The organism is Caulobacter sp. AVps16, from assembly GCF_058681455.1.
In genome coordinates this window covers 1,765,046-1,788,259 of record NZ_CM178739.1, presented here as the reverse complement: position 1 = coordinate 1,788,259, position 23,214 = coordinate 1,765,046, and the positions used below count along the sequence as shown (strand labels likewise).

29 protein-coding genes are annotated in these 23,214 nt (G+C 65.4%); 21 read left to right on the top strand and 8 right to left on the bottom strand.

The features are described from left to right. The first annotated feature begins 1 nt into the window (after position 1). Genes guaB through guaA form a run of 4 tightly spaced genes read left to right on the top strand, consistent with a single transcriptional unit; the run spans position 2 to position 4,756 of the window. Positions 2 to 1,465 carry an IMP dehydrogenase gene (guaB, locus tag ACW17U_RS08705; protein WP_492055561.1) on the top strand — a complete coding sequence of 488 codons (1,464 nt, stop codon included), beginning with the start codon at positions 2 to 4 and terminating at the stop codon, positions 1,463 to 1,465. Between the two features lie 9 nt (positions 1,466 to 1,474). Next, positions 1,475 to 1,864, top strand: coding sequence for an MAPEG family protein (locus ACW17U_RS08700; protein ID WP_492055560.1), 390 nt, complete (start codon positions 1,475 to 1,477; stop codon positions 1,862 to 1,864). 4 nt (positions 1,865 to 1,868) lie between these two features. Further along, entirely contained in the window at positions 1,869 to 3,143 is a 1,275-nt protein-coding gene (locus ACW17U_RS08695; RefSeq protein ID WP_492055559.1) for an RsmB/NOP family class I SAM-dependent RNA methyltransferase, read from the top strand. Between the two features lie 53 nt (positions 3,144 to 3,196). Continuing rightward, complete coding sequence (guaA, locus tag ACW17U_RS08690; RefSeq protein WP_492055558.1) at positions 3,197 to 4,756, top strand: glutamine-hydrolyzing GMP synthase; 1,560 nt, start codon at positions 3,197 to 3,199, stop codon at positions 4,754 to 4,756. 10 nt (positions 4,757 to 4,766) lie between these two features. On the opposite strand, the gene ACW17U_RS08685 is transcribed toward guaA, so the two are convergent. Genes ACW17U_RS08685 through ACW17U_RS08670 form a run of 4 tightly spaced genes read right to left on the bottom strand, consistent with a single transcriptional unit; the run spans position 4,767 to position 8,865 of the window. Next, the gene (locus tag ACW17U_RS08685) at positions 4,767 to 5,954 is read right to left on the bottom strand and encodes a fumarylacetoacetate hydrolase family protein (RefSeq protein WP_492055557.1); all 1,188 of its coding nucleotides are present in this window, start codon (positions 5,952 to 5,954) and stop codon (positions 4,767 to 4,769) included. A 51-nt stretch (positions 5,955 to 6,005) separates the two neighbouring features. Continuing rightward, positions 6,006 to 6,836, bottom strand: coding sequence for a DAPG hydrolase family protein (locus tag ACW17U_RS08680; protein WP_492055556.1), 831 nt, complete (start codon positions 6,834 to 6,836; stop codon positions 6,006 to 6,008). Beyond that, complete coding sequence (locus tag ACW17U_RS08675) at positions 6,833 to 8,176, bottom strand: FAD-binding oxidoreductase (RefSeq protein ID WP_492055555.1); 1,344 nt, start codon at positions 8,174 to 8,176, stop codon at positions 6,833 to 6,835. The genes ACW17U_RS08680 and ACW17U_RS08675 overlap by 4 nt, the downstream gene beginning before the upstream one ends. After that, a complete protein-coding gene (locus ACW17U_RS08670; RefSeq protein ID WP_062146158.1) occupies positions 8,173 to 8,865 on the bottom strand; it encodes a TetR/AcrR family transcriptional regulator in 693 nt (230 codons plus the stop codon). Before ACW17U_RS08670 ends, ACW17U_RS08675 begins: the two co-directional genes overlap by 4 nt. A 409-nt stretch (positions 8,866 to 9,274) precedes the next feature. Here ACW17U_RS08670 and ACW17U_RS08665 point away from each other — a divergent pair, with 409 nt between their 5' ends. Then, a complete protein-coding gene (locus tag ACW17U_RS08665) occupies positions 9,275 to 9,835 on the top strand; it encodes a hypothetical protein (protein WP_492055554.1) in 561 nt (186 codons plus the stop codon). 25 nt (positions 9,836 to 9,860) lie between these two features. Here the strand turns inward: ACW17U_RS08665 and kynU are convergent, their stop codons facing one another. The 4 genes from kynU to ACW17U_RS08645 are packed head-to-tail and all read right to left on the bottom strand — an operon-like array spanning position 9,861 to position 12,821. After that, complete coding sequence (gene kynU / locus ACW17U_RS08660; protein ID WP_492055553.1) at positions 9,861 to 11,105, bottom strand: kynureninase; 1,245 nt, start codon at positions 11,103 to 11,105, stop codon at positions 9,861 to 9,863. A gap of 8 nt (positions 11,106 to 11,113) precedes the next feature. Next, the gene (locus ACW17U_RS08655) at positions 11,114 to 11,740 is read right to left on the bottom strand and encodes a DUF1190 domain-containing protein (RefSeq protein WP_492055552.1); all 627 of its coding nucleotides are present in this window, start codon (positions 11,738 to 11,740) and stop codon (positions 11,114 to 11,116) included. Positions 11,741 to 11,748: 8 nt separating this feature from the next. Further along, on the bottom strand, positions 11,749 to 12,162 hold the full coding sequence (locus ACW17U_RS08650) for a DUF350 domain-containing protein (RefSeq protein WP_492055551.1): 414 nt from the start codon (positions 12,160 to 12,162) through the stop codon (positions 11,749 to 11,751). 17 nt (positions 12,163 to 12,179) lie between these two features. Next, positions 12,180 to 12,821 carry a DUF2491 family protein gene (locus tag ACW17U_RS08645; protein ID WP_492055550.1) on the bottom strand — a complete coding sequence of 214 codons (642 nt, stop codon included), beginning with the start codon at positions 12,819 to 12,821 and terminating at the stop codon, positions 12,180 to 12,182. A 173-nt stretch (positions 12,822 to 12,994) separates the two neighbouring features. On the opposite strand from ACW17U_RS08645, the gene ACW17U_RS08640 reads away from it, so the two are divergent. The 16 genes from ACW17U_RS08640 (at position 12,995) to ACW17U_RS08565 (ending at position 23,214) form a co-directional block, all read left to right on the top strand. Continuing rightward, positions 12,995 to 13,420, top strand: a complete 426-nt coding sequence (locus ACW17U_RS08640) for a YjfI family protein (RefSeq protein ID WP_492055549.1) — start codon at positions 12,995 to 12,997, stop codon at positions 13,418 to 13,420. Between the two features lie 22 nt (positions 13,421 to 13,442). Further along, on the top strand, positions 13,443 to 14,183 hold the full coding sequence (locus tag ACW17U_RS08635; RefSeq protein WP_492055548.1) for a PspA/IM30 family protein: 741 nt from the start codon (positions 13,443 to 13,445) through the stop codon (positions 14,181 to 14,183). A 5-nt stretch (positions 14,184 to 14,188) separates the two neighbouring features. Next, on the top strand, positions 14,189 to 15,346 hold the full coding sequence (locus ACW17U_RS08630; RefSeq protein WP_492055547.1) for a glutathionylspermidine synthase family protein: 1,158 nt from the start codon (positions 14,189 to 14,191) through the stop codon (positions 15,344 to 15,346). Between the two features lie 153 nt (positions 15,347 to 15,499). Beyond that, positions 15,500 to 15,844, top strand: coding sequence for a DUF8776 family protein (locus ACW17U_RS08625; RefSeq protein ID WP_492055546.1), 345 nt, complete (start codon positions 15,500 to 15,502; stop codon positions 15,842 to 15,844). Between the two features lie 23 nt (positions 15,845 to 15,867). Beyond that, the gene (locus tag ACW17U_RS08620) at positions 15,868 to 16,224 is read left to right on the top strand and encodes an ArsC family reductase (RefSeq protein WP_492055545.1); all 357 of its coding nucleotides are present in this window, start codon (positions 15,868 to 15,870) and stop codon (positions 16,222 to 16,224) included. A gap of 119 nt (positions 16,225 to 16,343) precedes the next feature. Then, positions 16,344 to 17,009, top strand: coding sequence for an HAD hydrolase-like protein (locus ACW17U_RS08615; protein ID WP_492055544.1), 666 nt, complete (start codon positions 16,344 to 16,346; stop codon positions 17,007 to 17,009). Between the two features lie 46 nt (positions 17,010 to 17,055). Next, entirely contained in the window at positions 17,056 to 17,238 is a 183-nt protein-coding gene (locus ACW17U_RS08610; protein WP_492055543.1) for a hypothetical protein, read from the top strand. A 20-nt stretch (positions 17,239 to 17,258) separates the two neighbouring features. Further along, positions 17,259 to 17,669 carry a hypothetical protein gene (locus tag ACW17U_RS08605; protein ID WP_492055542.1) on the top strand — a complete coding sequence of 137 codons (411 nt, stop codon included), beginning with the start codon at positions 17,259 to 17,261 and terminating at the stop codon, positions 17,667 to 17,669. Then, positions 17,669 to 18,184 carry an RNA polymerase sigma factor gene (locus tag ACW17U_RS08600; RefSeq protein ID WP_492055541.1) on the top strand — a complete coding sequence of 172 codons (516 nt, stop codon included), beginning with the start codon at positions 17,669 to 17,671 and terminating at the stop codon, positions 18,182 to 18,184. Before ACW17U_RS08605 ends, ACW17U_RS08600 begins: the two co-directional genes overlap by 1 nt. After that, positions 18,181 to 18,471 (top strand): hypothetical protein, encoded by a 291-nt coding sequence (locus ACW17U_RS08595; protein ID WP_492055540.1) that lies wholly within the window; start codon positions 18,181 to 18,183, stop codon positions 18,469 to 18,471. The genes ACW17U_RS08600 and ACW17U_RS08595 overlap by 4 nt, the downstream gene beginning before the upstream one ends. 109 nt (positions 18,472 to 18,580) lie before the next feature. Then, complete coding sequence (locus tag ACW17U_RS08590) at positions 18,581 to 18,964, top strand: DUF6249 domain-containing protein (RefSeq protein ID WP_492055539.1); 384 nt, start codon at positions 18,581 to 18,583, stop codon at positions 18,962 to 18,964. A 27-nt stretch (positions 18,965 to 18,991) separates the two neighbouring features. Further along, a complete protein-coding gene (locus ACW17U_RS08585; protein ID WP_492055538.1) occupies positions 18,992 to 19,564 on the top strand; it encodes an RNA polymerase sigma factor in 573 nt (190 codons plus the stop codon). Continuing rightward, positions 19,557 to 19,937, top strand: coding sequence for a hypothetical protein (locus tag ACW17U_RS08580; protein WP_062146189.1), 381 nt, complete (start codon positions 19,557 to 19,559; stop codon positions 19,935 to 19,937). Before ACW17U_RS08585 ends, ACW17U_RS08580 begins: the two co-directional genes overlap by 8 nt. 99 nt (positions 19,938 to 20,036) lie before the next feature. Continuing rightward, positions 20,037 to 20,864 (top strand): 3-methyl-2-oxobutanoate hydroxymethyltransferase, encoded by an 828-nt coding sequence (panB, locus tag ACW17U_RS08575; protein ID WP_062151420.1) that lies wholly within the window; start codon positions 20,037 to 20,039, stop codon positions 20,862 to 20,864. Between the two features lie 167 nt (positions 20,865 to 21,031). Beyond that, on the top strand, positions 21,032 to 21,778 hold the full coding sequence (locus ACW17U_RS08570) for a tetratricopeptide repeat protein (protein WP_062151422.1): 747 nt from the start codon (positions 21,032 to 21,034) through the stop codon (positions 21,776 to 21,778). After that, a complete protein-coding gene (locus tag ACW17U_RS08565; protein ID WP_492055537.1) occupies positions 21,775 to 23,214 on the top strand; it encodes a PQQ-like beta-propeller repeat protein in 1,440 nt (479 codons plus the stop codon). Before ACW17U_RS08570 ends, ACW17U_RS08565 begins: the two co-directional genes overlap by 4 nt.

Below are 23,214 nucleotides of genomic sequence, written 5' to 3'. Positions count from 1 at the left end.
CATGGAGATTCGCGAAGGGCTCACCTTCGACGACGTTTTGCTCGAACCCGGTCCGTCCGACGTCATGCCGACCCAGGTGACGACCGAGACCAAGTTCACGCGTGAAATCAGTCTGAACATCCCGCTTGTGTCCGCTGCCATGGACACGGTGACGGAAAGCCGCCTCGCCATCGCCATGGCCCAGGCCGGCGGCATGGGCATCCTGCACCGCAACCTGACGGTGGACGAACAGGCTGACCATGTGCGCGAAGTGAAGCGCTACGAAAGCGGCATGGTCATCAATCCGCTGACCATCAATCCGGAAACCACCCTGGCTGAGATCCGCGAGATCAAGGCGCGCCGCAAGATCTCGGGCTTCCCGGTGGTCGAACGCGACACAGGCAAGCTGGTCGGCATTCTGACCAATCGCGACATGCGCTTCGAGGGGGACGCCAACGTTCCGGCCTCGTCGCTGATGACCCGCGAAAATCTGATCACGGTGTCCGAAGGCATTGATCACCGCGAGGCGCGCGAACTGCTTCGCAAGCACAAGATCGAGCGGCTGATCGTCGTCGACGACGCCTATCGCGCCGTCGGCCTGATCACGGTGAAGGACATCGAGAAGGCCCAGGCTCACCCCCTGGCCGCCAAGGACGACAAGGGTCGGCTGCTGGTCGGTGCCGCCTCGACCGTCGGCGACGCCGGCTTTGAGCGCTCGATGGGCCTGGTCGACGCCGGCGTCGATGTGGTCGTCATCGACACCGCCCATGGCCACTCCAGCCAGGTGGCCCAGGCCGTCAGCCGTTTGAAACGTGAAGCCAACCGCGTCCAGATCGTGGCCGGCAATATCGCCACCTATGACGCCGCCCGCGCGCTGATCGACGCTGGTGCCGATGCCGTGAAGGTGGGTATCGGTCCGGGCTCGATCTGCACCACCCGCATCGTCGCGGGCGTGGGTGTACCGCAGTTGACCGCAATCATGGAGGCCGTCCGCGCCGCCCGTGAAAGCGGTACGCCGGTCATCGCCGACGGCGGGATCAAGTATTCCGGCGACCTGGCCAAGGCGATCGCCGCCGGGGCTAGCACGGCCATGATGGGCTCGATGTTTGCTGGCACCGAAGAGGCACCGGGCGAGGTGTTCCTGTACCAGGGGCGCTCTTATAAGAGCTATCGCGGCATGGGCTCGGTGGGTGCCATGGCTCGCGGCTCGGCCGATCGCTACTTCCAGAAGGAAGTGACCGACAGCTTCAAGTTGGTGCCGGAAGGCATTGAAGGCCAAACGCCTTTCAAGGGTGCCATTGCTCCGGTGCTGCACCAGCTGGTCGGCGGTCTTCGGGCCGCCATGGGCTATGTCGGTGCGCCGACGATCGCCGAGTTCCAGAATCGCGCCCGCTTTGTGCGCATCACCGGTGCCGGCCTGCGCGAGAGCCACGTTCATGACGTGATGATCACCCGGGAAGCCCCCAACTACCCGAGCGCGGTCTAGATCATGCGGATGGCGTTCGAACTTCAGATGGTGGGCGTGGCCGTGTTGATCGGCCTTGTCCATCTGCTGTGCGTGGCGGTTATCGGCGACGTGCAGCGGGGTCTGAAGTGGAGCGCCGGACCACGCGATGCCCGCATCGAGCTGACCGGTCTTGGCGGTCGGCTGGAGCGGGCCTTCGCGAACTTCCGCGAGACCTTTCCGCTGTTCGTCGCCGCTGTGGTGGTCACCTATCTCGGCGGCCGCATCGGCGTCCTGACGTCGATCGGTGCCTTGCTCTATGTCGTCGGCCGGGTGGCCTACCTGCCGCTCTATGCCTTCGGCGTGCCCTGGGTGCGCAGTATCGCCTGGTTCGTGTCACTGTTCGGGATCATCGCGATCCTCCTGGCCCTGGTGGTCTGAGCCCATGCGGGACGGAGGACGGGTTTCCGCCGCGATCGAGGTTCTGACCGAGATCGAGGCGCGGCATTTTCCAGTCAAGATGGCGTTGAAGCGCTGGGGCGAAGCCTCGCGCTATGCCGGTTCAAAGGACCGGGCCTTCGTCTCGGGGCTGGTGCTGGATGCGCTGCGTCGGAAGCGATCGCTGGGCTTCATGATGGGTGACACCTCGGCCCGCGCCGTGGTGCTGGGCGTGCTGTCCCAGGTCTGGGCCTGGCCGGTTGACCGCATCGCCCAGATGGCGGGCGAGGAGCATGGACCCGGTGCCCTGGCCGAGGTCGAGCACAAGGCACTGACGGCACCGGCGTCCCTGGACGATGCACCGGCTCCGGTGGCGGGTGACTATCCGGACTGGCTCGAACCCAGCTTGCTCCGCGCCTTTGGCGACGGCGTTCGCACGGAAATGGCGGCCCTCTCGCAGCGTGCGCCGGTCGACCTGCGCATCAACACTCTGAAGACGGATGTCGAGCGCGGGGCCAAGGCCGTGTCGCTGATCGGTGCCGAGCCGGCAGGGATTCTCGCCAACGCTTTCCGCATTCCCGCACCCCAGGCCGCGGACCGGACGCCGTCGGTCGAGTCCGTCCCGGCCTTCACCAAGGGCTGGTTCGAGGTCCAGGATCTGGGCTCCCAGATCGCAGCGGCCCTGGCCGGGGACATCAAGGGCAAGCAGGTGCTGGACTTCTGCGCCGGCGGTGGCGGCAAGACCCTTGCCCTGGCCGCGGCCATGGGCAATAGCGGCCAGATCTTCGCGCACGACAGCGACGCCCGCCGCCTAGCCGACACCATCCGTCGCGGCCAGAGGGCCGGGGTCCGCAACCTGCAGATCCGCTCTCCGATCGAGGCCGAGCCGCTGAAGGGCCTGGAAGGCCGACTGGACCTGGTCTTTGTCGATGCCCCCTGCACGGGTGCCGGCACCTGGCGCCGCCACCCGGATGCCAAGTGGCGCCTGTCGCCGGACCAGCTGGCCAAGCGCCAGATCGAGCAGGACAGCGTGCTGACCGACGCTGCCGATTTCGTCAGACCCGGCGGACGTCTCATCTATGTGACCTGCTCGCTGCTGGTCGAGGAGAACGAGGATCGCATTGCCGCCTTCCTGGCGGGGCATCCCGGCTTCGCGGTCAGGCCGATCAGCCTGGAAGCGATCTCAGGCCATGTCACCGACCAGGGCTTTCTGCGCCTTACACCCCACACCGCCGGTACGGACGGCTTCTTCGCCGCCGTGCTGGAACGAACACCTCACTAGCCGTCTTCCCCCGGGAAGAGGGTCCGACCCGAACGACGCCGGAGACCTATGCCATGACCGCCCCCGCCCACCACCAGCGCGTTCTGATCGTCGACTTCGGCAGCCAGGTCACCCAGCTGATCGCCCGCCGGGTGCGCGAGGCCGGCGTCTATTGCGAGATCCATCCGTTCGACAAGGCCGAGGCCCTGGTCGATGATTACGCCCCGTCGGCCATCATCCTGTCCGGCGGACCGGCCAGCGTGCTGGAAGCCGACAGCCCCCGCATCGGCAAGAAGCTGTTCGATCTGGGCGTGCCCCTGCTGGCCATCTGCTACGGCCAGCAGCTGCTTTGCGACGTGCTGGGCGGGAAGGTCGAGGGCGGTCATGCCGGCGAGTTCGGCCGCGCCGAGCTGACCATCGGCAAGGCCAGTCCGCTGTTCGAGGGCCTGGCCGGCGTCGGCGAGCTGGAAACCGTTTGGATGAGCCACGGCGATCGCGTCACCGCCATCCCGGACGGCTTCGACGTTATTGCGACTTCGGTCGGCGCACCGTTCGCCGCCATCGCCGATGATGCGCGCAAGATCTACGCCGTGCAGTTCCACCCCGAGGTGGTCCACACCGTCAACGGCACTCAGATCTATCGCAACTTCCTCGCCTTGGCCGGCCTGAAGGGCGACTGGACCATGGCGGCTTTCCGCCAGGAGATGGTCGGCAAGATCCGCGCCCAGGTCGGGACCGGCAAGGTGATCTGTGGCCTGTCGGGCGGGGTCGACAGCTCGGTCGCCGCCGTTCTGATCCATGAAGCGATCGGCGATCAGCTGACCTGTGTCTTCGTCGACACGGGCCTGCTGCGCAAGAACGAAGCCGATCAGGTCGTCACCCTGTTCCGCGACCACTACAATATCCCGCTGATCCATGTGGACGCCGGGGCCGAGTTCCTCGGGGCCCTGGCCGGGGTCAGCGATCCCGAGACCAAGCGCAAGATCATCGGTGGCAAGTTCATCGACATCTTCGACCGCGAGGCCGCCAAGATCGACGGTGCCGACTTCCTGGCCCAGGGCACGCTCTACCCGGATGTGGTCGAAAGCGTTTCGGCGCGCGGTGGCCCTTCGGCGGTCATCAAGAGCCACCACAATGTCGGCGGCCTGCCGGACTTCATGAAGTTGAAGCTGGTCGAGCCGCTGCGCGAACTGTTCAAGGACGAGGTCCGCGCCCTCGGGGTCGAGCTGGGCCTGGCCCCGGCCTTCGTCGGTCGCCATCCATTCCCCGGCCCTGGCCTGGCCATCCGGATTCCGGGTGAGATCACCGCCGAGAAGGTCGCCGTGCTGCAGCAGGCCGATGCCATCTATCTGGAAGCCATCCGCGAGGCCGGACTCTACGACAAGATCTGGCAGGCCTTTGCCGTGCTGCTGCCGGTCAAGACCGTCGGGGTGATGGGCGACGCCCGCACCTATGAGAATGTCCTGGCCCTGCGGGCGGTGACCTCGACCGACGGTATGACCGCCGACTTCTTCGAGTTCCCCTGGGACGTACTGGGCAAGACCGCCACCCGGATCATCAACGAGGTCCGCGGCGTCAATCGCGTTGTCTATGACGTAACGTCCAAGCCCCCCGGCACGATCGAGTGGGAATAGGCGGCAAGCCCTAGGGCTGGTCCTGCAGTTCGACACGGTTTTCGAGCGTGCCCATCCGGTCGACCCGGATGGTCACCACATCGCCGGGCTGCAGATAGGCCTCTGAAGCCTTGTCGTCGGCGATGGTTCTTTCGACGACGGCCTGGACGAGGCTTTGCTTTCCGAAGCCGGCCATCCAGTCGAGCGCGCCGCGCACAAGGGTTGAGGGCCCGGGCCCCTTGAACACCGTGCCCGCAGGCGTACCGGCCAGGATCAGGGTGCGATCGGGAAGAACGCCCTCGGCACTGATCGGCAGGCGGGCCTGACCCTCGCGCCAGGTCCAGACGGCGTCCTTGCGCTTGGCGGTTTCGACAAGAAGGCGATCGAGGTCCCAGATCCACTGGGTGACGCGGGTTTGCTGCCGCGCCTGGCCATTGACGGACAGGTTCAGTTCGAGCGGTTTGACGTAGGCCTTGAGGTCTCGCGGGATGACCAGCAGGTCGCCGACGGGCAGGAAGCCCCTGCCGCTCTTGCCGTCGGTGAAGCCCTTGCCCGATGTAATGTCAGCGATATCGGCCCCGCGCAGCAGGGCCGCGCGGTCGGTGATGTCATTGCACAGCATCAGTCCGCCCCTGGCGCCGCCCGTCGCCGGCAACGGCTTCAATGTGACCAGACACAGCTCGACCTCATAGTCGAGCAGGCCGTCGATGGCAGGCACGGCAGCGCGCGGGGTGGTCGGCTGGGCCACCTTGGCGAACATGAAGGGGCCATCCTCGACCTTGGCCTCATTGGCGTGCTCGGGATAGTTGGTCGCCGCCGCCGCATGCACACCCCGCAGGTCGACAGGCACAGTCAGGGTCGCCGCGTCGTGGCTCAGGCTTGGTTTGCCCGCATCGATGAAGGCGGCCACGGCCCCGTAGCCCAGGCGGTTATAGAGGGCGATGGCGTCCTCACCGGGTTGCATCAGCGGGGCCAGATCAACGCCGGTGACGACACCGTCCTGATAGCGGCGGACCGCCATGGTTCGCAGGCCTGAGCCATCGTGATAGCGCGCAAAGGTCAGGGCTTCGTCCGGTGGGGCGATCGTTAGACTGGCGCGCAAGGGCGCTGTCGGGGCCGGACGCGGCGGCAGCCTGGGCTTGGTGGGCCAGAGGGCCAGGATGGCGACCGCCGAAACCAGGAGCAGGAACAGCAGGACGGAAATCGATCTTAGGCGCATGTCAGGGTCTGCCGTTTCGTGCCGCAATGTGGGCCGCGCGGTCGGTGGGTGTCATGCCTGATCCTTGAACTGGGCATGCAGTCCGGGAAGGAAACTGGCCAGATGCGGCATCTCCTGGGCGCAATGGACGAGCAGGGCGCGCGCATCGCTTTCCGTCAGCTTCAGCACCTGTTTGGCCACAGCCGCGGCCAGGGTTCCGGCCAGATTCCTGCCGGCGACGTGGGACCCGCCCATCCAGAACCTGGAGCGCATTTCACTGCCGCCCGCGACCCGGCGGACATGGTGCGCCAGATAGCCCACCTCGATCGGAGCGTCGCCCAGGCCGATCCGCGCGCAGATGACCGTGGCCTCGCGATCGTACTCGAGAGTGCGATCGAGCAAGCCCAGTTCGGTAGGCGGGACGAAACGGATGGAGCCGCGCACGAGATCGCTGCCGATATACTCGTCGACCAGCGACGTCTGGCCGACATAGCGAGAGCGCCCCTGAGAGCCTGCGGGCGGTGGAGTGCGCCAGCCGACATGGACATGGGCCTGGGGGTGCCAGAGCTTGTACTTGGCCGACTGATCGCCGTGCCAGCCGAACCACCAGTCGACCATGGCCGGGGTCACGCCGGGCATCGCCGTTCGAACACTGACCCGCATGCCGCCGTCTGCCGTCAGGACAAAGCCGTCCTCAAGGCCGCAGGTGTCGCCGAACAGCGACTCCGCCGCCCGATCCAGGCCGGGCATCAGGATGTCCGGTACGCCGCCGCGATCGAGTGCGGCACAGATGTGCGGTGCCAGGGGCGCGATGTCCGGCTTGAAGAAGGGCGCATAGGGCTGGGCGAGATCCGCCGCCTCATAGCCCAGATAACGACCCGGGACCGGCCTGCTGCTCTTCATCCGGCAGGTCCCATATAGCTGTTGAACCGGCCATCGGGGTCAAAGCGGGCCCGCAGGGCCTCGAGGCGGTTCAGGTGGGCCGGAGCCATGAAGGGTGCGGGCCGTCGCCCCAGATTCTCGTCGGCCAGTTGAATGCCACGGCTGTGGGGCTGCAGGGCCTGCATGTGGTCGGTCGCCCAGGTCTCGTCAGCGGGTCTTTGGGTCTTGCCGCGCAGGCCGCCATAGAGGGCGAGATAGGTGCGGGCCTCGAGTGAGAAGGCCATGTCGGGCCGCGAGGCCGGCGGATTCCAGTTCAGCCACAAGGCATGGCTCGGGGCCGGCGGCTGGCTGTCAGCGATGTCGCGCATCGCCGGCAGCAGGGGCGAAATGGGAGTGTCCATCCACATGCTGTCGGTCGTCCAGCGGGTATTGGGCAGGAAAAGGGTCTTCTCGCCGGAGTTCATCATGAAACCCAGGGAGACGGGCAGCAGCGGCAGGGTCAGGCTGGCCTTCTTGCGAAGCGGGCCCTGGTCAATGAACCGAACGGCATCGCGAGCCTCGCGCCGACTGTTGGTCAGGACAGGGCCATAGACCTCCAGCCCATGGGCGAAGATTCCCATGGCGCGCCGGTTCATGACCATCTGAAACTCGACCGAAGCGGGGACCTCGGGGCCGACGGCATCGGCCCAAGCCATGACCTCTTCGAGATGGCGGATGCGGAAGACCTGGAGCTTGAGTCCGATGAACTTCGGCCGTTCATGCAGTCGAAGGTGAAACTGGACCACGACACCAAAGAAGCCTGGGCCAGCGCCGCGGGCGGCCCAAAGCAGTTCGGGGTTTTCGCGCTCGGTGGCGTGGACGATAGAGCCATCAGCCAGAACGACGTCTACGCCGATGACACTCTGGCAGGCCAGGCCCAGCGCGCGACTGTTCCAACCAAAGCCGCCTTGCAGGAGGAAGCCACCCATGCCGACGGTATAGGCGTGAGCGGTCGGAAAGAAGAGATTGCGGCGGGCCAGGGCCTTGTCGAGGTCGCCGGCCAGACAGCCCGGGCCAATCTTTGCCGTGCCGTTGGCTTCATCGAGGACGATGAGGTTGAGGCGCGAGAGATCAAGCAGGAGTGCCCCCTCGCGGAAATGGTTTTGCGCCCAGCTGTGTCCGCCCGAGCAGATGGAGATCCGCAGACCTTCGTCGCGCGCCCGCTTCACCGCGGCGACGACGTCGGCGACCTCCCTGGCCTGGACGATCAGTTTGGGTCGGTGGCCCGGATCCTGGGCATTGAAGCTACTGTCCCGGAGCGCGGCATCGAAGTCCGGCGCGCCCGGGCTGAGAACCCGTCCAGCGGTCTTGGTCGGTGTCACGGCGTTTCCCCCAGGTCTGGCGTCGGACGTTGCGGCAGATCCAGCCAGCGCATCGGCATAGGGCGGGGAGCCGGGAAATCGACGGGCTCGTGCGCAAGCCGCCGGGCCAGGTCCCCGTCGACGCCCAGCAGGATCAGCAGCCGTTCTGTGGCATCATCGATGGACTCGAGGGGCAGGGCTCCCCGATGCAGATCCAGGGCCAGTCCACTGATGGCACCGGCGACCAGGCTGGCGGTGATCTCAAGATCGTCTGCCTTGAAGAGGCCCAGCTGCACGCCTTCGGCGATGTCCTGATGGAGTCGCAGGCGTAGCTCGGCTCCAAGGCCGCCGGCCGGCAGGCCAACATCGAACATCAGCCGTCCCAGACCCGTCTTCTGGCCGATGATCCGCAGGGACTGGCGGGTGATCCGGGCAAAGCGGGTGGCCGGATCGGCCAAGCCGACGCCCAGGCCCAGCATGGCGGCGGCATGTGAGGCGGCGAGCAGTTCGGCCAGATCCTCGATCAGGGCCGTTACGTCGGGAAAGTGGGTGTAGAAACTCGCATGAACCAGCCCCGCATGGTCGGTGATCTGGCGCAAACCGAGCGCTGACGCATTCTGCTCCATTAACAGGGTCTGGGCCGAGACGAGCAGGGCGTCACGGGTTCTGGCGCGCTTGGCACCTTTGGGGGCAGCAGGTTTCAGAGTCATAAAACGACATAATGTCATTTATAACATTATGTCAATTTTACTGGCCTGGGCTTGCCACTTTGCAGCACCACGCATCCAGCTGGAGCAGCACCGACCGGACCTTCGGGCGAAGGCCGGCCGGCGGGCGGGGCGCTACTTCTTCTTGAACAGCGTGGCCATCTCGCCCTTGACGCTGGGGTTGGATGCATTGGCTTTCGGAGGGGCCGGCTTCTTCGACTTGCCCTTGGTCTCTTTCATGGTGCGGCTCTTTCCGTTGCACAGGGCTGAGCTGGCAGCGCGCCGTCAGCCATGGCAACACTGTCGACTGGGGACGGCCATGGCGGCGATCCGTGCAGGTCGACTAATCCTAGTCTCGCACGTCTGCCGCCCGCCGGGTGGGTAATCGTCCGAGCCACGCGAGGAGACAGACATGAAACGTATCCCGGCGCTTTGTGCCCTGGCCTGGCTTGCGACCCTGCAGACCCAGGCGTCGGCGCAAACGGCCGCCGAAGGTTTCTTCGAGCGGTTGCGCGGTCTGTGCGGCCAGAGTTTCATGGGCCAGGTCGTCAGCGGTGATCCGGCCGATGAGGCCTTTCGCAAGGCCGAGCTGGTAATGACCGTGTCATCCTGCGACGCCGTCGAAATCCGCATTCCGTTTCGGGTGGGCGAGGATCGATCCCGGACCTGGGTCATCAACCGGCTGGACAACCAGCGCCTGCGTCTCAAGCATGATCATCGCCATCCAGATGGCGTCGAGGACGAGCTCTCGCGTTATGGCGGCGACACGGTCGAGGACGGTTCCGTCGAGGTTCAGGCCTTTCCGGTCGATGCGGAGTCCCGGGCCCTCTTCACCCGTCTGAACAGGGCGGTGTCCAATACCAATGTCTGGACCCTGGAGATGACCGATCGCGCCTTCGTCTACCAGCTGTCGCGGCCCGGGAGGTTGTTTCGGGTATCGTTCGACCTGACGAAACCGAGGCCTGTCCCCTGATGCCAATTGGCCGGATTGACGTCCTTCAGGTCACGGCGTCGACGGCGGCATAGGCAGGATCGCGCCAGACGCCCTGATGGATAATCCCGGCCAGGCGATCCACCGCATCCCACACATCCACAAACCGCAGATGCAGGGGCGCGAAGCCAAACCTCAAGGTGGCCGGGGCCCGGAAGTCGCCGATCACGCCCTGGGCGATCAGGGCTTTCATGATCGGATAGCCCGAAGCGTGGTCGAAGGCGATGTGGCCACCGCGGTCCTTCGGGTGCGCCGGGCTGGTCAGGATAAAGCCGGCGTCGGGCAGGCGCTCGTCCATCAGGGACTGGAACAGCTGACCCAGGGCCTGGGACTTCGCCCGGATCGCCCCGGTACCCGCCCGCGCGATCATGTCGATCCCGGCCTCGGTGGCCACGAGGCTGAGAATCGGCTGGGTTCCGGTCAGCATGCGACCGATCCCCGTGGCAGGCCGGTAGTCGCGCTCGAAGGCGAAGGGCGCGCTATGGCCCCACCAGCCGGTCATGGGCTGGGTAGCCGTTGCCTGGTGGCGTGTGGCCACAAACAGGAAGGCCGGGCTGCCGGGGCCACCGTTCAGATACTTGTAGGTACAGCCGACGGCAAAGTCAGCGTCGCAGCCGTTCAGGTCGACCGCCATGGCCCCGGCGCTGTGGCAAAGGTCCCAGATCGCCAGGGCTCCGTGGGCATGGGCTCTGGCGGTGATGCCGGCCATGTCCAGCACATGGGCGGACTTGTAGTGCGCATGGGTCAGGACGACGGCGGCCACATCGTCGTCTATGGCGGCGGCAAGGTCATCCAGTTCGGCAAAGCGGATCTGATGTCCCTGGCCGAGGGACTGGACCAGGCCCTGGACGACATAGTTATTGGTCGGGAAGTTGCTGCCTTCCATGACGATCACCCGACGGTCGGGGCGCAGGGCCAGGGCGGCGGAGACCACGCGATAGAGGTTCAGACCGGTGCCGTCGGTCAGGACGACTTCTCCAGGCCCGGCACCGATCAGACCGGCCAGACGGTCGCCGAGTCGATAGGGCAGATCAAACCAGCCCGCCTTGTTCCAGCTGGTGATCAGGTCCGTGGCCCATTCCTGGCGCGCTGCCTCGGCGACCCGGGTCAGGGCGGCCTTCGGGGCGGGGCCCAGGGAATTGCCATTCAGATAGATCACACCGGCCGGACGTTCGAACTCGTCGACGAAGGCCGCCAGGGGATCAGCAGCGTCCATGGCCTCGGCGGCGGTGCGGGAAAGCGCGGAGGACATGCTGCCGATCAACCGCCGAACGACCGGCCGCCGCCAAATCCGCCACGGGAGATCACGGAGCTGCGGCTCTGGACCCGCGCCGGGGCCTCGGCTCTCGACGGAGCGTCAAAGCTCTCCGAACGTACGCGCGTCCGGCCGCTGACATAGTCGCGCGACAGCGGATAGCCGCCACCGCCGTAATAGGTCCCGTTACGATCGCGATACATGGGCGCGCCGCGATAGCCGCCGCCCATGTTGTCGAGCGCCTGACCAATGATGAAACCGGTCAGGAGCGGCGTGAAGAAGCTGCCGCCGCCCTGGCTGGAGCGTGGCACGCACTGGTCAACGCCATAGCGTTCCTCGCAGCTCTGCTGGTCGTTGAACTTGGGGGCGTTCTCGGCACTGTCCTTCTGGGCCTGGGCCAGGGTCGTTTCGCATTGCTGGGCGGTGAAGTCGCCTGAGGCCTTGCACTCGTCGAGACTGGTAAAGGTGCGGGCCTCGACGGCGCGGCCGGATTGGGCGGCCGGCGGATCGCCCCATTGGGTGACGGCCGGCGCACTGTCGCAAGCGGTGATCGACACCGCAGCGCCCGCCATCAGGGTGGTCAGGGTCAGGCTGCGCGAGCGCTTCAGGCGGGGTTGGGCTTGATCGGACATGGGGCGGCTCATGACGTCATGCAGGCGGCATTGATCAGGCCCACGGCCAGGGAGATGCTGGCCAGATAGACCCCGGCGGCCAGTTCGCCGCGCTCGATGCGGGCGGCGACGTCCTTCATCACCACGACGCGGATCAGGGTGAAGGCGGCGATCTGGATGATGCCGGCCAGGGCGGCCCAGGCGCAGAACTCGACCAGCGAGACGGTGTGGCTGAGGGCCGAGGCCAGTGGCAGGACATAGCCGACCAGGGCACCGCCGAGGGCGAGGGCGGCAGCGACATTGCCCTCCCGGATCAGCTTGCCCTCATGATAGGGCGTCACCCACTGGTAGATGACCTTGAAGGCCACGGTGAACAGGCCGGCGGCGACGAAGGCCACCAGAAAGGCGAGGGCGCTGGTGGCGAACCCCTGAAGATCAAACATGGTCTGTCTCTTTCCGTTCAGGCTTTGAATTCGCCGGCTTCCAGCGGGATGCCGAGCATGATCTCGAACGAGACCTCATGGTCTTCGCTCTCCTGCTCAATGGCGAGCAGTAACTCACGGCCGTCACCCGGAAGGTCGCGGGCGAACAGCATGCAGGTCTGGAAGATCCGCCGGTCGGGAACGCCGTCCCGGTCATCATGCAAGTCTTCCCAGAAGGTGACGGGATCCTGGTGCTCGGCCTCATCGCCAAACCACAGGCGGAGATAGTCCGGCAGGCCCTTGGCCGTGAAGGTGCGGGCCTGCAGCCGGGCGGTCCAGGCCTCACGATCGGCGCGACCGCCGGGATAGGCACTGTCCCAGGGCATGAAGACCGTCACGTCGGTCAGGCGCTGGCCTTCACGATCGTCGGAGACAGCCTGAAACATCACATGATCATCGGTATAGAAGCGATGGACGAAGCCGCCGTCCTTGAGGTCCACCAAGCCCTGGGCGGAGATCTCCAGCGTGTCGCGGTCCAGGTAGAACCGGGTGTCGCCGCCAAAACGCCGCCAGGCCAGGGTGTCGAGCCAGACGGTTCGACCCAGGGTGACATTGCGTATGGCGGGCAGGGCCGGCGCGGCGAGCGCAACGTCCTTGCGTCCGAAAAGCTTGCTGAACATCGAAAGCGGACCCGGTGGCGACTCCCTCTACCTGTACGACGCGCGGTGCTTCTGCAAAAGGGGCCGCGCCATTACCAACTTGTCATGGGCAAGGTTTTCGCGAGGCTCTCGACGACTGGCATTCGGCCTCCCATCTTGTATGAAACGCCACGACCTCTAGAGGATGAATCCCCATGACGACCGCCGCCTGGACTGTTCGCTCGCTGCAGGCCGCCCTGTCCACAGGGGGGGGCGAGGCCCTGACGGCCCGGGTCGTCGAAGGGGCGGATCCGATCCTGCTGGTCACCATGCACGAGCAGGGCGACCTGGAGATCTTCGTCAGCGCCAGCGACCAGCAGATCGCGGCTTCGGTCCTGTTGTGGCCGGTCGACGAGCAGGAAGATCGCCACGCCTTCAACGAGTTCCTGCTCAAGGCCCAGAAACTGGTGCCCCTGTCGAATTTCGGCATCGGCACAGTCGGTGACCGTGACTATTACGAACTGTTCGGCGAACTGGCGCCGTCCTCGTCGCTCGATGACATTCTGATCGAACTGCGCGTGCTGGCCGAAAATGCCATCGAGGCAGCGTCCGATCTGCGCTCGTCCTTCACTCCCGCCTGAAATCGTTCCCGGAGACCCCCCGATGTCCATCTGGCGCAAGCTGTTCACCCTGGGCCGCGCAGGCGCGCATGACGCCACGGCCGCCGTCGTCGACGCCAATGCCATCCGGATCCTGGACCAGGAAATCCGCGATGCCGACACCGCCCAGGGCAAGGCCCGTGACGACCTGGCCACCCTCGTGGCCCGGCGGCGCATCCTGGAAAAGGAAGTGTCCAGCTTCCGCGAGCAGGTGACCAAGTACGAAGGGTCTGCCCGCGCAGCCGTCGGCAAGGGCGACATGGATCTTGCGCGTCAGGTCGCCCAGCGCATCGCTGACCTTGAGCAGGACATTGCCCTGAAGGAGCCCCAGATCGAGGGCATGCGTCAGGCTGAGGACCAGCTGCATCAGGCCATCACCGCCACGGATCGCCGGGTTGAGACCCTGCGCCGTGAGGTCGAGGTCGTGAAGGTCAATGAATCTGTCCAGAAGGCCCAGGCTGCGGTGGCGGCACGAGGCGCGGGTGCAGGCTCGTCCCTCGGTTCGGCTGCCGACAGCCTGGCCCGGATCAAGGAGCGTCAGGCCATTCGTGGCGAGCGCATCAAGGCCGCCGGCGAACTGGAAGATCGCCGTACGGGCGCCGACCTCGACGAAAAGCTGCGCCTGGCCGGGATCGGTCCAGGTCAGTCCTCGGCCGATGACATTCTGGCGCGTCTCGCCCCGCCGGCCGCACCGCCTCTGCAGATCGAGCAGAAGTCGGCCGATCCCAAAGCCAGCGACGCCTGATCCGCGTGCGTCGACTTGATCTGACGCCCCGACCAGACTGGCAGGCGAAGGCTGACGCTGTCGGTTTCGTCTACCACCACACGGACGGCCAGCCCTATTGGGATGAGTCGGTGGCCTATGCCTTCACCCTGGCCCAGATTGAAGGCGATCTGGAGCCGGCGGCGGAAGTGCTGCACGAGCTTTGCCTCGACCTCGTCGATGAGGCCGTGGGGAGCGAGGCCCTGATGACCCGGTTGGCGATCCCGGCCGAGCATCAGGACTTCATCGCTGCCTCCTGGCGAGCCCGCGAGCCTTCGCTCTATGGCCGCTTTGACTTCGGTTATCACGGCTCAGGCCCGCCCAAGCTCTATGAGTACAATGCCGACACGCCCACCAGCGTGTTCGAGGCGGCGACCTTTCAGTGGCTCTGGCTGGAAGACCTCATGGCGACCGGCGCGCTGCAGGCGGGAACCGATCAGTTCAACAGCCTGTTCGAGGCCTTGCGGGACCGCTTCGCAACCCTGTTCCCGGCCGGTGGCTTCGTGCATTTCGCCAGTGATGCTGCGGCCATTGAGGATCGCCAGACCGTGCGCTTCCTGGAAGACCTGGCCCTGCAGGCCGGGCTCGATCCCAGGTTCGTCGCGATCGATGCCATTGGGGTGAACGCCGAGGGCCAGTTTGTCGACAGCGAGGGGTTCATCCTCAAGGCGGCCTTCAAGCTCTATCCCTGGGAGTTCATGCTACGCGAGCCCTATGCGGCCCATTTAAAGACCGCCGCTGTGCGCTGGCTTGAGCCACCCTGGAAGGCGATCCTGTCGAACAAGGGCATCTTGCCCCTGCTCTGGGAGCGGCATCCTGGCCACCCCAATCTTCTGGAAGCCTATTTCGAGGATGACACGCGGGCCTCGAACCTGGGCCCGCGCCATGTGCGCAAGCCCCTGTTTTCGCGCGAAGGGGCCAATGTCGAGATCATCGGCGGGGATGAGCCGGTCCTGGACCAGGGCTACGGCCGGGAGGGTGCCATAGTGCAGGCCTTTCACCCGCCTCCGACCTTTGGAGGCAAGCATCCCGTGGTCGGGGCCTGGATGGTCGGCAATCGGCCTGCGGGGATCGGCATTCGCGAGGATGACAGCGTGGTGACCAAAAACCTGGCGCGTTTCGTGCCGCATATCATCGAGGCCTGAGGCGCAAGACCCGGATCGAAGGTCGCAATTCGCCTGTTTGGTGTAAATGGTCCTTGCGGTTGGACCCGGGATCACTCCACCTTCACCGCAAGGCCCTCACGTCGACGCGTGTTGGGACCAAAAAATCGTCAGAAGTCCAAAGTCGGGGGAAGTATGAGTTCGGAACAGGACAGCGCGGGTTCCAGCATCGCCGCGATCTTGGCCGCCGTGTCGGCGGAAATGTCCATTGCGGCCGAGGCCTGCGGCAAGCTGGACGACGCTCTGGGTCAGATCCTGGCGGCGAGCCCGCCGGAGAGCCGCAATCAGGTCATGCAGGAATTGCATACTGTCGACCTTCTGGCGCAGCACATCACGGCAGTGACGGACTTCACCCACCGCCTGGCCCTGATCGCATCGACCGACGATGCGCTTGAGGTTGATGAAGCGCTGTCGGCCATCACCCTGGGCGCAGTCGCTGAACGTCTTCGCGCCAGCCTGGCCGCCGCCAAGGCGGCGTGACGCGCGACGGAGGGATCAGGGCCATGACCGTGACCGTCTATGGAATCAAGGCCTGTGACACCATGAAGAAGGCCCGGGACTGGCTGGACGACCATGGGGTCGTCCACGCCTTCCACGACTACAAGGCCGTTGGTATCGACCGCGATCATCTTGTCCGCTGGGTCGAGGGCCTGGGGTGGGAGGCGGTTTTGAACCGGGCCGGCACGACCTTCCGCAAGCTGCCGGAGGTCCAGAAACAAGGCCTGGACGCCGCAAAGGCCGTGGAATTGATGCTAGCCCAGCCCTCGATGATCAAGCGGCCCATGCTCGACATCAATGGAGCGTTGACCGCGGGCTTCAAGCCGGATCTCTATGCCCGGCTGTTCGAAGCGGCCGCTTGAGGCCAATTGGTTTTGCGCCAGACGCGAGTCGGCTGATTTTTAAGACGACAATCGGGGCGAGGCGGGGCTATTTCGGCCAAGCTCGCGTCGTTTGAAACCAGAAGTGCAGGAACTGTTCCGTGGGGGCCCAACCCGTTCCGTCCTACGACATGGTCATTTTTGACTTTGACGGCACGCTGGCCGACAGCGCGGCGTGGATGATCAAGGCCGTCAATCCCATGGCCCAGCGGTTCGGGTTCAAGACCGTCACCGACGAAGAAATCGATATGCTGCGCGGCCGCGGGACGCGCGAGGTCATTCGCTATCTGGGCATCTCGCCCTGGAAACTGCCGATGATCGCCCGGCACGGCAAAAAGCTGATGGCGGCCGAGTGCGAGTCCATTCCGCTGTTTCCGGAAACAGCCAGTATGCTGCGGACCCTTCACGAGGCGGGGCTTCGCCTCGCCGTGGTCAGTTCCAACAGCGAAGGCACCATCCGCGCGGTGCTCGGGCCGGAATTGTCGGGTCTGATCAGCCAGTTCTCCTGTGGGGCCTCGCTGTTCGGCAAGGCCCGCAAGTTTCGCAAGGTGACCTCCGGTGCCGCGCGCGACCGGGTCATCTGCATTGGGGACGAGACCCGCGATATCGAAGCGGCCCGCGCCTTGGGCCTGGCCAGCGGTGCCGTGACCTGGGGTGCTGCCAAGAGGGCGATCCTGGCCGAGCATGGTCCGACCATCGTGTTTGAATCGCCGTCGGAAATTATTTCGCATCTCGTTGCATCCAGGGCGGCGTCCGGCGGCGACTAACCTTCAGAAAACGGTGCCGAGCCTGGCACCCTCTGGAGCCCAAACCATGCTGAGCCTGTTTCGAGACTTCTGGTGGCTGGTCTTTCCCTTGGGCTGGTTCCTGATTGCCGCCTGGCGCGCCTGGCTGGATTACAAGGCCCGTCGTGACGTTGTGGATCTGATCGAGACCTATACCAAGGCTGGGCGCGAGCCGCCGGCCGAACTGTTCGCCCGTCTCAAAGCCAACTGACAGTTCTCGGAGGGAAAATCATGGAAGACCTGTTCCGTTCGTTCTGGTGGCTGATCTTTCCACTGGCCTGGTTTGTGTATGGCGGCTTCCAGAGCTGGCTGTCCTATCGCGGCAACCGCGACACGCTGGATCTGCTGAAGGCCTATGCTGCGAGCGGGCGCGAGCCGCCGCAGGAGCTGGTGGCGCGCCTGAACAAGCGCAGCAACTACGATCTCGACGATGATCGTGATGACATGCGGTCACGCTATCGCCGTGAGAGTGGCTGGTACTATGTGGTGCTGTTTGGCGTGATGTGCATGGGTTTCGCCTATGCCGCGACGTCAGATCTCTATGAGGCCGGCCCGGCCTTCCTGATCGTCGCCTTCGTCATGGGCGCGCTCAGCCTGGCGTCTTTAGTGTCGGTGCTTACGGGTCGAGGCCCGAAGATCTGATGGATGCGCCGCTCGTCAGGGCGGCGCGGGCCGGATCCCAGGCAGCGTTCGCTCGTTTGGTCGCAATCCACGAGAAACCCCTCCGGGGGTTCCTGCGGAAGAGCGGCTGGGCTGACGCCGACGACATCGCCCAGGACGCTTTTGTAGCGGCCTGGACGAGCCTGGGACGATTGCGCGCCGATGAGGGGTTCCGGGCCTGGCTCTTTGGTATCGCCTGGCGCAAGGCCCAGGACCAGAGTCGCAGCGCGCGCCGATCGGCTCGCCGCGACGAGGACTGGCGTGGTCAGGAAGCCCTGGAAGCCTCTGGCGAGGTCGGCCAGGACGAGCGCCTGGCCCTGCAGGCGGCGCTCGACACCTTGCCAGAAGACCAGCGTGCCTGTGTCACCCTCTGCCTCGGTCAGGGCTGGTCGCATGGTGAGGCAGCCGAGGTCCTCAAATTGCCGCTTGGCACGGTGAAGTCGCATGTTACCCGTGGTCGTGAGAGACTGCTGGCTGTTCTGGGAGATCCGTCATGAGTCCCGAAGATCGTCTGGCAGAATTTCTGGGCGAAACGCCCGCGCCGCAGGCGTCTGGTGTCTTCGTGGCCGAGGTCATGGAGGCCGTTGAACGCAGGATCTTGCTCGATCGGCTGGCCCTTGGCGGCTTTGCTGCCTTGGCCGCTAGCGTGGTCCTGTGGGCCTGCGCGCCGATCCTGAACCTGGCAGTTGACACCCTGGCCCCTAGCCTCGCCCCGGCGGCGGGCATGTTGCTCGTGGCGCTTGCCGCTTTGGTTGTGGGGGACCGGTTGCTGGCCTCCCGCTAGCTTACGAAAGTTTCATCTCGCCGGGTGCCTCCAAACACATGTCCCGGTGCCTCTTATAGTCAGAAGGCGGCGACATGGATGTCTCGCCCCCAACAAGAGGAGTTTCGCTATGGATGAGGTCTGGATCCCCATCATCTTTTTCATGGTCATCGCAGCCATCGTGATTGTGCCGGTTTGGCTGAAGAGCCGCGAACGCATTGAGATGCAGTCGACGTTGCGTGCAGCGATTGACAAGGGGCAACCGGTGCCTCCGGAAGTCATCGACGCTCTGACGCGTAACGTGAAGGTCGCTCCCACCTCGCTGAGCGACATGCGCGCAGGCGTGATCTGGATGGCTATCGGCATCGGCTTCGCAGCCTTCAGTTTCTTTGCTGACTTCGGCGATCATGATTTTCACTCGCCGGGCCTCGGCATCGCCTGCATTCCGATCGTGATCGGCCTGGCCTTCGTCATTCTCAGCTTCTTCAATCCCAACAAGTACAAGCGCGTCTGACGACAAAGGCTTGGCGAGGGGAACGGCATGTCCATGGACCGCCCACCAACGGGTCACGATGTCGAGCTCGCCGCCTTTGCGGCGGCGGGCGACCGGCGCGCCTATGGCGAGCTGGTCCGGCGACACGGCTCGGCAGTCCGGGGCCTGCTGCGCCGCATGGGGGCCGACCCGGCGACCGCCGACGACCTGGCCCAGGACGCCTTCCTGGCCGGTTTCGAACAGGTGGCGGACTATCGCGGCGATGGCGCTTTTGCCGGCTGGATCAAGCGGATCGCAGCGCGTTGCTATCTTCGCAAGGTCAAGCGTGAAGCGCGCATGATCTTCACCGACCAGGCCCAGGACGGTGACGATCCTGCTGCCCTAAATGAGCCGCGGACGGCCAACCGGATCGACCTGGACGAGGCCCTCAAGGCCCTGTCGAAAGGCGAGCGGCTTTGCGTTTCGCTCTGTTATGGGGGCGACTGGTCCCACGCCGAGGTCGCCGAGGCCTTGAACATCCCGATCGGCACGGTGAAATCCCATGTCAAACGTGGTTTGGATAAACTCAGGGCCAGACTGGCCCCACCGACTGAAAGCGCGAGGAGGGAAGCTCATGGCTGAACCCGATTTCGAAGCGCGGCTGACACGGCTTTTCAATGAGCCACCGGCTTTTCCGGACGCCGAGCTGTTTACCGCCCAGATTGCTGCCAGCCTTGACCGTGGCTGGGCGCTGCGTCGTCTTCTGATTGGCGGAGCGGGCGTCGCGGCGGGCGTGATTGCGGCAGTGCAGCTGGTGGCCACCCGCTTCTCTGCCGAATTGCAGACCCTGTCGCGCAATGGAACCCGAGATCTGAACGCCGATATCGACCTGGCTTTTGCCAAGTTCAGCGAGGTGGTCGCAACGCCCGCCAGCATGGAAGCGCTGTGGCTGGCGGCGGGACTGGCGCTTCTGGCCCTGGGCTTCGCCGTGACCCGGGCCATGGAAGAGTTCTGAGGCGATATCGACTGATCGCTGTTCATGTTGCAGTGCGGGGCGATCTGGCCGACAACAGCGCGCCTTCGCCCCTATCGGGGCCTGACCTGGAGCATGGTTCTGTCCTCGCACCGTGATGAGACGGTTCGCCGCCTCGCAGCCCCCGACATCGCCGCCCGCAAGGGCGGTGTGCCCATCGTCTGCCTGACCGCCTACACCGCGCCCGTGGCGGCTGCGCTCGACGACGCCTGTGACCTGCTGCTGGTCGGCGACTCGCTGGGCATGGTGGTGCACGGCATGCCCAATACCGTCGGGGTCACGCTGGAGATGATGATCCTGCATGGCCAGGCCGTGATGCGGGGCTCGCGCAAGGCCATGGTCGTGGTCGACATGCCGTTCGGATCCTATGAGGCGTCGCCTGAACTGGCCTATGCCAATGCGGTGCGGATCATGAAGGAGACCGGTGCCCAGGCCGTGAAGGTCGAGAGCGGTCCCACCGTTCCGGCGACGATTGAATATCTGACCCAGCGCGGTGTGCCGGTGATGGGCCATGTGGGCCTGCGCCCCCAGGCGGTGCTGGTCGATGGGGGCTTCAAGGCCAAGGGGCGGGATGAGGCCGGTCGCGCCCTGATTCTCGAGGAGGCCCGCCGTACGGCCGATGCCGGGGCCTTTGCCGTGGTCGTCGAGGGTGTCGCCGAAAGTCTGGCACGCGAGATTACAGCTGCCATCGCTCCGCCGACCATCGGCATCGGGGCCTCAGCGGGATGTGACGGCCAGATCCTGGTCACCGACGACATGCTGGGCCTGTTCGACTGGACGCCCAAGTTCGTGCGTCGCTATGCCGATCTGAAAGGCGAGATCGAGCGGGCGGCGCAGACCTATGCGTCCGACGTCAAGGCCCGGACCTTCCCGGGCGAGGCCGAGACCTACTACGCCAAGAAGAGCTAGTGCTTGCGCCAGGGCCCGTTGCGGCTGGCCCTTTCCCGCTATAGGTTCCCCGCCTGCGCTGGCGGCCCTTTGCCGGCCGCATTCTGTTGTAAACCATGCGTCATCGCCGGATCCGTCCGGCGCTGATGCGTCAGGGCGCTGTGAGCGTCCGTTTCGGAGCCTCGTTCGTGGTCGATGTTTTTGACGAGGTCGAAGAGCAGCTTCGCTCCGACCGTTACAGGACCCTCGCGCTGAAGGCGCTGCCCTGGATCGGCGCGGCCACGGTGGCGGTTGTCATCGGTGTCGGCGGCTTCTGGGGCTGGACGGCCTATCAGACCAAGGAAGCCGCCAAGGCCTCTGAAGCCTATCAGGCCGCTCTGGAGACCATGGGCCGCGAAGGGGCGGCCAAGGGGCTCTCGGCCATGGAAGCGATTTCCAAGGGCGGTTCGCCGGGCTACCGCGCCCTGGCCCTGATGCATCTGGGCGGCATCCGGCTCGACGAGGGAAAGACGGCCGACGCGGTGCGTTACTTCGACGAGGCGGCCAAGCTTTCGTCGGACCCGGTCATCGGGGATCTGGCGCGCCTCAAATCCGCCTTGGCCCTGATGGATACGGCCTCGTTCAAGGACACTGAAACGAGGTTGACGCCATTGACGGGGGAGAAGAGCCCATACCGGGTGAACGCCAAAGAAGCCCTGGCCTTCGCCAAGCTTCAGTCGGGCGACCTGAAGGGGGCTCGCGAGGACTTTTCCATCCTGGCCAACCTGCTGGACAACAATTCTGAAGGCGTGCGCCAGCGCGCCCAGGCGGCCATGCAAATGATCGATTCCGGCTCGGCCAAGGATCTGGCCGCCGTGGTCAAGGCGTCGATTGCCCTGCCGCCCCTGGCCGTTCTGCCGACTGCACCGCAAACCGCGCCCACCGGCGCCCAATGAGCCGCCCCATGATTTCCAAGCGTTCTACAGCGCTGATCGCGCTGATGTCGGCGGCGATGGCGGTGAGCGGCTGTTCCACGGTCTCCTCGTCGGTCTCGAAGCTGAATCCCTTCGACAAGGCCGAAAAGGACAAGGCCAAGGCGACCCAGGGTCAGCGCATCTCGGTGATCGCCTTTGATCAGAAGGTCGAGGCTGCCGAGGCGCTCAAGGGTACCGAATTCTATCTGCCGGAGCCTGCCGTTCAGACGGAATGGCGACTGCCGGGCGGCAATGCCGAACAGTCCGTCGAGCATGTCGATGCCGGCAAGGCGTTCGAGATCGCCTGGCGCAAGGGCTTCGGTCAGAAGGGCAATCGCAAGTTCCACATTACGGCCCCGCCGGTGGCAACCGCGGACCGGATCTATGTCATGGACGGCGAGTCCACGGTCTCGGCGATTGATGCCAAGACCGGCACGGTCGACTGGCGCAAGGATCTGCGTCCCTCGGCCGGACCGGGCAAGGGCGGCTTCTTCGGCCTCGGTGGCGTCAAGAATGATCGTCTGGGCTTCGGCGGCGGTCTGGCCCTGAGCCCGGACAACAAGCTGATCGTGGCCTCCGGCTTCCGGTTCGTTGCCCAGCTCGACGCGACAACGGGGACCGAGGCCTGGCGCCAGACGACCTCGACCCCGATCCATGCGGCCCCGACCGTGGTCGACGGACGGGTGTTCGTCGTGTCGACCGACAATGAACTCCTGACCTTCAATGCCGGCACGGGCGCGCCCGGCTGGACCTACCAGGCCCTGATCGAGCCGGCCCGCATCCTGTCGGCCCCCAGTGTCGCGGTCAGTGGCGACACGGCCGTCGCTGGCTTCGCCTCGGGCGAACTGGTGGCGCTGCGAGCGGCCAATGGCAATGATCTGTGGAGCGAAGCCCTGTCGCGGGCCAGCCGGACCAATGCCCTGTCCGAGATCCGCGACATCCCGGGCCGACCGGTTATCTACAAGGGCGACGTCTTCGCCGTCAGCCATTCCGGCGTGTTTTCGGCCACCGATCTGCGTACCGGTCAGGCCCGCTGGAGCCTGCCGATCACCGGGATCACCAGTCCCTGGGCAGCGGGAGACGTGGTCTATGTCGTCGACAAGTCCGGCCAGGTGATCTGCGTCGCGCGCGAAAGCGGTTCGGTCTACTGGATCCGTGACCTCAACGAAGGCCTGGGCCAGTCGAAGCGCCAGAAGAAGAAGCTGGCCAAGCATCCACGCCTTTGGTCGACCCCCATCCTGGCCTCGGGCCGGCTGATCACGGTATCGAGCGACGGCCAGGCCGTTGCCCTGAACCCCAAGACCGGGGCCACGGAAAAGACCCTGAAGATCGGTGCCCCGGTGCTGCTCGCCCCGATCGCGGTCGGGGATACGGTCTATCTCGTCACTGACGACGCCCAGCTGGTGGCGATCCGCTAA